This window comes from Pseudomonas sp. P5_A2_2, from assembly GCF_054177685.1.
Map to the genome: position 1 here is coordinate 1 of NZ_JBGCUL010000126.1, position 8,698 is coordinate 8,698.

Sequence of the window (8,698 nt, forward strand, 5' to 3'; positions counted from 1 at the left end):
GCCATGTTGTTGCCACCGAGCAACGCGCCGGCCGCGTCTTTGAAGGCCGGATTGGTGCTGACCAGCAGGATCGCGCCGAAGCCGATGATGAAGGTCAGGATGTAGAAGTAACCAATGAAGCCGGTTGCGTACAGCACGCTCTTGCGGGCTTCCTTTGCGTCACTCACGGTGAAGAAGCGCATCAGGATGTGCGGCAGGCCAGCGGTACCGAACATCAATGCCAGGCCGAGGGAGAACGCCGAGACCGGATCTTTCACCAGGCCACCAGGGCTCATGATCGCTTCACCTTTAGGGTGAACCTTGATCGCTTCGGAAAACAGCAGGTTGAAGTCGAAGTTGACGTGTTTCATCACCATCAGCGCCATGAAGGAAGCGCCGGACAGCAACAGGACCGCCTTGATGATTTGCACCCAGGTGGTCGCCAGCATGCCGCCGAACAACACGTAAAGGCACATCAACACGCCCACCAGGATCACCGCGACGTGATAGTCGAGACCGAACAGCAGCTGGATCAGCTTACCGGCACCGACCATCTGGGCGATCAGGTAGAACGCCACCACCACCAGCGAACCGCAGGCCGACAGTGTGCGGATCTGGGTTTGCCCCAGGCGGTAGGACGCCACGTCGGCAAAGGTGTACTTGCCCAGATTACGCAGACGCTCGGCGATCAAGAATAGAATGATCGGCCAACCCACCAGGAAGCCGATCGAATAGATCAGTCCGTCATAGCCGGAAGCGAACACCAGCGCGGAAATCCCCAGGAACGAGGCGGCCGACATATAGTCGCCGGCAATCGCCAGACCGTTCTGGAACCCGGTGATCTTGCCGCCCGCCGCGTAGTAGTCGGCCGCCGACTTGTTGCGCTTGGAGGCCCAGTAAGTAATGCACAGGGTTGCACCGACGAACACCACGAACATCAGGATCGCGGCGACGTTGAGAGGTTGTTTATGCACTTCACCGGTCAGGGCTTCTGCCGCCCAGGCGCCCGGTGCTAAAGCCGCGATGCTCAATAGAGCCAGTAGACGCCGGATCATTGCTGAGCCTCCTTGAGAATCGCATTGTTCAGGTCGTCAAACTCGCCATTGGCACGTCGTACGTAGATACCGGTCAGGACGAAGGCCGAAACAATCAGCCCGACGCCGATCGGTATGCCCCAGGTAATCGAAGACTCGGKACTGATTTTCGTCCCCAACACTTGCGGCCCGTAAGCAATTAAAAGGATGAAGGCGGAGTAAAGCCCTAGCATGATCGCCGAAAGAATCCAGGCGAATCGTTCCCTCTTGCTAACCAGCTCCTTGAAGCGMGGGCTGTTTTGAATCGAGAGGTAAATGCTGTCGTTCATTGTTTTTATCCTCGCAGCACAGATTTAGTTGGAACGGTATCCACTCTATGCGGCTGCGGGGCAGGTTCCAGACGACCTTAGTCTTAGAACCACATGACGGATTCGCCAATTTCCAGCATGTACAAAACAACTGTGGGAGCGAGCTTGCTCGCGAAAGGGCCATAACATCCAACATCGTTGTTGTCTGTTACACCGCAATCGCGAGCAAGCTCGCTCCCACAGGGTAAAGCGAGGTGCCTGTTATTTAGTCCAGGCAGCCACACGATCAGGGTGTTTGGCGACCCAATCCTTCGCCGCCGCTTCAGGCTTGGCACCATCCTGGATCGCCAGCATCACCTGGCCGATTTCATCCTTGGATTCCCACTGGAAGTTCTTCAGGAACTTGGCCACTTCCGGCGCCTYGGCCTCCAGGCCCTTGCTGCCGATGCTGTTCACGGTTTCAGCCGCGCCGTACACGCCCTTCGGATCTTCAAGGAAGCGCAGTTTCCACTTGGCGAACATCCAGTGCGGCACCCAGCCGGTCACTGCGATGGATTCGTTTTTCTTCTCGGCACGGGTCAGCTCGGCGATCATGCCGGCGCCAGAACTGGCCTTGAGTTGATAGCCGGTCAGGTCGTAGTCCTTGATCGCCTGATCGGTCTTGAGCATCACGCCTGAACCGGCGTCGATGCCGACAATGCGGTTCTTGAAGGTGTCGTCGGTCTTGAGGTCGTCAATGGTCTTGGCCTTGACGTATTCCGGCACGATCAGGCCGATTTTCGCGTCCTTGAAGTTCGGGCCGTAATCGACGACCTGATCCTTGTTCTTCGTCCAGTAATCGCCGTGGGTCACTGGCAGCCAGGCCGACAGCATGGCGTCGAGTTTGCCGGTGGCCACGCCTTGCCACATGATCCCGGTGGCGACGGCTTGCAGCTTCACGTCATATCCGAGTTTCTGCCTGATCACTTCTGCGGCCACGTTGGTCGTGGCGACACTGTCAGACCAGCCGTCGACATAACCGATCGTCACTTCCTTGCCGGCGGCACTGGCCACGGTAGAGCTGATCGCCAGCACCAAAGCGGCACCTGCGCCCAAGAGTCGTCGCATCTTCATCGTTACTTCCCCGAAAGTGCTGCACTCGACGGATGCCGAGTCGCTTAAACGTATTGTTATGGTGCACAGCGCCCCCATCACGCCTAACCGCAAACTCGTTCGAACATCAGCGGAGTACTGACGCCTTCGATGATCAACCTGACGCTCTTGGCGACCTGCTCTGCCAGCGACCTCGAGGCAACGAGAAACGACATCAGAACGCCATTAATCTTGAGCGCGACCAACGCACCGCAGACTCCGCCCGAACATTGCATGTCAAAATCATGCGGGCCACCAAGCACACGGTAAATGCAGGTAACATGCGCCGCTTTGCTCCCACACGGCCTTTCCATGTCCGCGACATCCCGCTTCCCTTTTGCTGCTTATCTATTCGCTTGCCTGCTCGGGCTGTTTGCCCTGGGCGGCTTCTGGTACGACCTCGGTAAACCGGTGATATTGCCGGACGTGGCCAGCGCAACGCACAAGCTGCAATGCGCGTCCTACACACCGTTCGACAAGGATCAATCGCCGTTCGACCAGCCCTTCAAGCTGCGCCCCGAACGCATGGATGCCGACCTCGCGCTACTGTCCAAAAGCTTCGAATGCATCCGCACCTATTCCATGACCGGCCTCGAAGCCCTGCCGGAACTGGCGCGCAAGCATGGCTTGAAAATGATGATTGGCGCATGGGTGAACAGCAACCCGGTGGACACAGCCAAGGAAGTGGAGCTACTGATCGCCGAAGCCAACGCCAACCCGGACGTGGTTACTGCGGTAATCGTCGGCAACGAGGCCCTTTTGCGCAAGGAAGTCACCAGCAAGCAGTTGGTGAAACTGATTGAGCGAGTCAAAAGCCAAGTCAAACAACCCGTCACCTACGCTGACGTTTGGGAGTTTTGGCAAAAGCATCCCGAAATCGCTCCATCGGTGGACTTCGTGACTATCCATCTGTTGCCTTACTGGGGCGATTACCCTTGGGACGTCGAGGTCTCCCTGTCGCAACTTGCTGCTGTGCGCGAGTCGTTCAGCGGTATGTTCGCGCCCAAGGAAGTGTTTATCGGGGAAACCGGCTGGCCCAGTGAAGGCCGTCAACGAAGAATCGCTGTACCTAGCCGGGTCAACGAAGCCAGGTTCATTCGCGGCTTTGTCGCCATGGCCGAGCAACGGGGCTGGCACTACAACCTGATCGAAGCCTTCGACCAGCCATGGAAACGCGCCAGTGAAGGTGCAGTGGGTGGTTACTGGGGGCTGTTCGATGCCGATCGCCAGGACAAGGGCGTGCTGGCCGGGCCAGTGACAAACGTACCCTACTGGTCGCAATGGCTGGCGGTGGGTGGCTTGATCTTCATCGGCACGTTGCTGCTCGGCGGCCGGGTTCGCACGACGCGTTCGGCACTGTTGCTGCCCCTGCTCAGCGCATTGGCGGCCTGCTCGATTGGCGCCTGGGGTGACCTGGCACGGGTGACCACGCGCTTTACCAGTGAATGGTTGTGGGTCGGATTGCTGACCGCGCTGAATCTGTTGGTGCTGGCCCATGCCACGCTGACATTGAGTCCTCGCAGCGGTTGGCGCGGCCAGGCTTTCAACTGGCTGGAGCGCCGTGCTGGCTGGCTGGTTGCAACGACAGGTTTCGCTGCAGCCGTGATGATGCTGGAACTGGTATTCGACCCGCGTTATCGCAGCTTCCCGAGTGTCGCGTTCATCGTGCCTGCGCTGGTTTATCTGTGCCGCCCGGTGAATGTGCCGCGCCGCGAGGTTGCGTTGCTGACCTTCATCATCGGTGTCGGTATTGCGCCGCAGCTGTTTCGTGAAGGTTTGCAGAACCAGCAGGCCTGGGGCTGGGGGCTGGTGAGTGTGTTGATGGTGGCTGCGTTGTGGCGTTGCCTGCGGGTTCGCAAGGTTTAACACTTTAGYGACCTGACTGGCCTCATCGCGAGCAAGCTCGCTCCCACAGGGTTACTCAGTGAACGCAGAGTTTGTGTACGACAATGATCCTTGTGGGAGTGACCTGCTCGCGATGACGGACTATCAGGCGCTACGAGGCGCCCTGACCAACCGCAGCCCCGCAATCACCACCGCAAACACCGCCAGCGTCGTGTTGTACAACGCCAGCGCCGGAAACCCGAACGCCAGCGCCAGCACCGCCAGCCACCAGCCCGCCCGCCCCGGCACGACAAAGCCGATGATCGCCGCACCCAGCGCTGCCCAGCCCAGCACCCCGAAGTGGATCATCAGCCCCAGGTTCGATCGCACCTGGCATTCCCAGCGACTTGCCTCATCCACGCAAATGCCGACCCACTGCGCATCCTCCATGAAGCCATAACGCGCGCCATAACTGGCGGCCAGCCATACAGGCAGCAATACAAGCAGCAGAAACACGGGCAGACGGCGAGACATGAAACACTCCAATTGGCGAAAAACGGCGGCCAGCTTAATCGCCCGAAAGCGTTACGCAAGCGATAACAACTGTTAACTGGTCTTTCAATCGCGGCAAAGTGTATCGTCCAGCTACTACTATTGGGCAATCGGGCCTGTTTGGTGCCGATGGTTGGCACTTTGACGCAGATCCGATGGTCATAGCCTGCGAAATTCATTCGGCACCTTCCTCTAAGGGATTTAGTCATGCTCCGTTCCTTGCGCTTCGCCGCCCTGTTTGGCGGCCTTATTTTGAGTGCGTCCGCACTGGCGGTCGATATAGATGCCGCCAGTTATGGCTACCCCCTGACCAACCCGTTCGAGGCGACCATCGCGACCACGCCGCCGGACTTGCGTCCGGAGTTGCCCCTGGACGATGACATCGATCAGACAGTGCGCAGCGTCACCTTGCGTCCGGAACGGGCGTTCGAATTGCCGGATAATTTCTGGGCGGTCAAGAAACTCGACTACCGCATTGCCACGCAGGATCACGCCGCACCACTGATTTTCCTGATCGCCGGCACCGGCGCACGCTATGACAGCACCCTGAACGAATACCTGAAGAAGCTTTACTACAAAGCCGGCTACCACGTGGTGCAGTTGTCATCGCCCACCAGCTATGACTTCATGAGCGCTGCATCACGCTTCGCCACACCGGGTGTTTCCAAGGAGGACGCCGAAGACCTGTACCGGGTGATGCAGGCCGTGCGGGCACAAAACCCGAAACTGCCAGTCACCGATTACTACCTGACTGGCTACAGCCTGGGCGGACTGGATGCCGCTTTCGTCGCGCACCTGGAYGAAACCCGSCGCAGCTTCAAYTTCAAGAARGTCCTGCTGCTCAACCCGCCGGTCAAYCTCTACACCTCGATCACCAACCTCGACAAGCTGGTCCAGACCGAGGTCAAGGGCATCAACAACAGCACCACGTTCTATGAGCTGGTACTGAACAAACTGACCCGCTACTTCCAGCAGAAGGGCTACATCGACCTCAACGACGCCCTGCTCTACGACTTCCAGCAGTCCAAGCAGCAACTGTCCAACGAGCAGATGGCCATGTTGATCGGCACCTCGTTCCGCTTTTCGGCGGCCGACATTGCCTTCACTTCGGACCTGGTCAACCGTCGCGGCCTGATCACTCCACCCAAGTTCCCGATCACCGAGGGCACCAGCCTCACGCCATTCCTCAAGCGTGCGCTGCAATGCGACTTCGACTGCTACATCACCGAACAAGTGATCCCGATGTGGCGCGCCCGTACCGACGGCGGCAGCCTGCTGCAACTGATTGACCAAGTGAGCCTGTATGCGCTGAAGGATTATCTGCACGACAGCCCGAAAATCGCCGTCATGCACAACGCCGATGACGTGATCCTCGGCCCTGGCGACCTCGGTTTCCTGCGCCGGACCTTTGGCGATCGCCTGACCGTTTACCCGCTGGGCGGCCATTGCGGAAACATTAACTACCGCGTCAACAGCGACGCCATGCTGGAGTTCTTCCGTGGCTAAATACCTCCTGCTTTTCGCAGCGTTACTCTGTGCAGGCGTCGCCAATGCCGACAACAGCAAAGCCAACGCCCCCGTGGTCGTCGACAGTGATGGTTTCAAGGAACCGCTGAGCAAACTCAAATTCAACCCGGGTCTGGACCAGCGTGAGTTCGAGCGTTCAACCCTCAGCGCGCTGACCGTCTACGATCCGCTGGAAGAGTGGAACCGGCGCGTCTATCACTTCAACTACCGCTTCGATCAATGGGTGTTCCTGCCGGTGGTCAATGGTTACCGCTACGTCACCCCGAACTTCCTGCGCACCGGCGTCAGCAACTTCTTCAACAACCTCGGCGACGTGCCGAATCTGATGAACAGCCTGCTGCAACTCAAGGGCCAGCGCTCGCTGGAAACCACCGGGCGCCTGCTGCTCAACACCACCATCGGCATCGCCGGCCTGTGGGACCCGGCCACCGCCATGGGCCTGCCGCGCCAAAGCGAAGACTTCGGCCAGACCCTGGGCTTCTACGGCGTGCCGGGTGGCGCTTATTTAGTCCTGCCGATCCTCGGTCCGTCGAACCTGCGTGATACCGGCGGCCTGGTGGTGGATTACTCGGCCGAGAGTGCGATCAACTTCCTCAACGTGGCCGAAGTCAGCTCCAACCATCCGGAAGTGTTGATCCTGCGCGGCATCGACAAGCGCTACCAGACCACCTTCCGCTATGGCCAGACGAACTCGCCGTTCGAGTACGACAAAGTGCGTTACGTGTATACCGAAGCGCGCAAGTTGCAGATCGCCGAGTAATTCGGCCACACAAAAACCTGTGGGAGCGAGCTTGCTCGCGATGGCGGTGTTTCAGTCAACTTAGATGTTGAATGATATGGCCTCATCGCGAGCAAGCTCGCTCCCACATTTGTTATGTATGCTTGTAGGAAGAGTTCTGAATTCAACCCTTCAGGGCCTTCCAGATTTTGCTGACAGCCATGACGCCAACCAACACCACCGCCCCTGCGACAATCCCCGCCACACCATTAAGCAACACCGGCACGATAAATCCGCCGCCACCCGCCGCAGCACCGACACTTTCGACCCAGTGATGCACCACCGGCACACCGTGGGTCAGGATGCCGCCACCGACCAGAAACATCGCCGCCGTGCCGATCACCGACAGGCTCTTCATCATGTACGGCGCAGCACGCAGAATGGCGCCACCGATGCTTTTCGCCATCTGCCCGGGCTTTTGAGTCAACCAGAGTCCAAGGTCATCCAGCTTGACGATACCCGCCACCAGGCCATAGACGCCGATGGTCATGACGATTGCGATCCCAGACAGCACGATGACTTGCTGGCTCAACGGCGCACCGGCCACGGTGCCAAGGGTGATGGCAATGATTTCCGCCGAGAGAATGAAGTCGGTGCGGATCGCACCCTTGATCTTGTCCTTTTCGAACGCCACCAGATCCACCGCCGGGTCTGCCACCGCCTCGACCAGTTCAGCATGTTCGACCTGATCTTCGGCCTTGCTGTGCAGAAACTTGTGGGCGAGTTTTTCAAAGCCTTCGAAGCACAGATAGGCACCGCCGACCATCAACAACGGGGTGACCAGCCACGCAATGAACGCACTGATGGCCAGCGCCGACGGCACCAGGATCAGTTTATTGATGAACGAACCCTTGGCGACCGCCCAGACCACCGGGATTTCCCGCTCGGCACGCACGCCGCTGACTTGCTGGGCGTTGAGTGCCAGGTCGTCACCGAGTACGCCGGCCGTTTTCTTGGCGGCCATTTGGGTCATCAATGACACGTCGTCCAGTACGGCGGCGATGTCGTCAATCAGCACCAGCAAACTGCTTCCTGCCATGAATCGGGTTTCCTTCTGCAATGAATGCGCAGCAGCATAGCGCGGCGTCACGGGTCGCGGTGCATTCTTGAGCGCCGCGCGAGGCCGGTGATACCATGCGCAACCGCCAGAACAGGCAAGGAATCACCCGGTTTATGAGCACTATCCGCGAGCGCAACAAACAACTGATCCTGCGTGCCGCCAGTGAGGAATTCGCCGACAAAGGCTTCGCTGCGACCAAAACCAGCGACATCGCAGCCAAGGCGGGATTGCCCAAGCCCAACGTCTACTACTACTTCAAATCCAAGGAAAACCTCTACCGCGAGGTCCTGGAAAGCATCATCGAGCCCATCCTGCAGGCTTCGACACCGTTCAATCCGGACGGCGAGCCCGGTGAAGTGCTCAGCGGCTACATTCGCTCAAAAATCCGCATCTCCCGCGACCTGCCTTTCGCGTCCAAGGTGTTCGCCAGCGAAATCATGCACGGCGCGCCCCACCTGAGCAGCGATCTGGTCGAACAGCTCAATGGCCAGGCCAAACACAACAT

General features: G+C 58.8%; 9 protein-coding genes. 4 read left to right on the forward strand and 5 right to left on the reverse strand.

The window, feature by feature from the left end:
* From ACXRVY_RS11000 to ACXRVY_RS11010, 3 genes are all read right to left on the reverse strand, one after another.
* The coding region (locus ACXRVY_RS11000; protein ID WP_458237387.1) for a sodium:solute symporter family transporter at positions 1-1,034 on the reverse strand (1,034 nt) is incomplete at its 3' end.
* Positions 1,031-1,342 (reverse strand): DUF485 domain-containing protein, encoded by a 312-nt coding sequence (locus tag ACXRVY_RS11005; RefSeq protein ID WP_458237388.1) that lies wholly within the window; start codon positions 1,340-1,342, stop codon positions 1,031-1,033. The genes ACXRVY_RS11005 and ACXRVY_RS11000, both read right to left, overlap by 4 nt.
* 240 nt (positions 1,343-1,582) lie before the next feature.
* On the reverse strand, positions 1,583-2,434 hold the full coding sequence (locus ACXRVY_RS11010) for a glycine betaine ABC transporter substrate-binding protein (protein WP_458237389.1): 852 nt from the start codon (positions 2,432-2,434) through the stop codon (positions 1,583-1,585).
* Positions 2,435-2,722: 288 nt separating this feature from the next.
* Between ACXRVY_RS11010 and ACXRVY_RS11015 the strand changes: the two genes are divergently transcribed.
* Complete coding sequence (locus tag ACXRVY_RS11015; protein WP_223463912.1) at positions 2,723-4,318, forward strand: glycoside hydrolase family 17 protein; 1,596 nt, start codon at positions 2,723-2,725, stop codon at positions 4,316-4,318.
* Between the two features lie 123 nt (positions 4,319-4,441).
* Here the strand turns inward: ACXRVY_RS11015 and ACXRVY_RS11020 are convergent, their stop codons facing one another.
* The gene (locus ACXRVY_RS11020) at positions 4,442-4,810 is read right to left on the reverse strand and encodes a hypothetical protein (RefSeq protein WP_223463911.1); all 369 of its coding nucleotides are present in this window, start codon (positions 4,808-4,810) and stop codon (positions 4,442-4,444) included.
* A gap of 225 nt (positions 4,811-5,035) precedes the next feature.
* Between ACXRVY_RS11020 and ACXRVY_RS11025 the strand changes: the two genes are divergently transcribed.
* Positions 5,036-6,334, forward strand: coding sequence for a serine/threonine protein kinase (locus ACXRVY_RS11025; RefSeq protein ID WP_223463910.1), 1,299 nt, complete (start codon positions 5,036-5,038; stop codon positions 6,332-6,334).
* Complete coding sequence (locus ACXRVY_RS11030; RefSeq protein ID WP_108218693.1) at positions 6,327-7,115, forward strand: MlaA family lipoprotein; 789 nt, start codon at positions 6,327-6,329, stop codon at positions 7,113-7,115. Before ACXRVY_RS11025 ends, ACXRVY_RS11030 begins: the two co-directional genes overlap by 8 nt.
* Positions 7,116-7,257: 142 nt before the next feature.
* On the opposite strand, the gene ACXRVY_RS11035 is transcribed toward ACXRVY_RS11030, so the two are convergent.
* Positions 7,258-8,172, reverse strand: coding sequence for a DUF808 domain-containing protein (locus ACXRVY_RS11035; RefSeq protein WP_223463909.1), 915 nt, complete (start codon positions 8,170-8,172; stop codon positions 7,258-7,260).
* Positions 8,173-8,306: 134 nt separating this feature from the next.
* Between ACXRVY_RS11035 and ACXRVY_RS11040 the strand changes: the two genes are divergently transcribed.
* A partial coding sequence (locus ACXRVY_RS11040) for a TetR family transcriptional regulator C-terminal domain-containing protein (RefSeq protein ID WP_458237390.1) occupies positions 8,307-8,698 on the forward strand: 392 nt, incomplete at its 3' end.

Coding starts and splice junctions, on each gene's coding strand:
- ACXRVY_RS11015 (WP_223463912.1), top strand. CDS start 2,723: ATGCAGGTAACATGCGCCGCTTTGCTCCCACACGGCCTTTCCATGTCC.
- ACXRVY_RS11020 (WP_223463911.1), bottom strand. CDS start 4,810: ATGTCTCGCCGTCTGCCCGTGTTTCTGCTGCTTGTATTGCTGCCTGTA.
- ACXRVY_RS11035 (WP_223463909.1), bottom strand. CDS start 8,172: ATGGCAGGAAGCAGTTTGCTGGTGCTGATTGACGACATCGCCGCCGTA.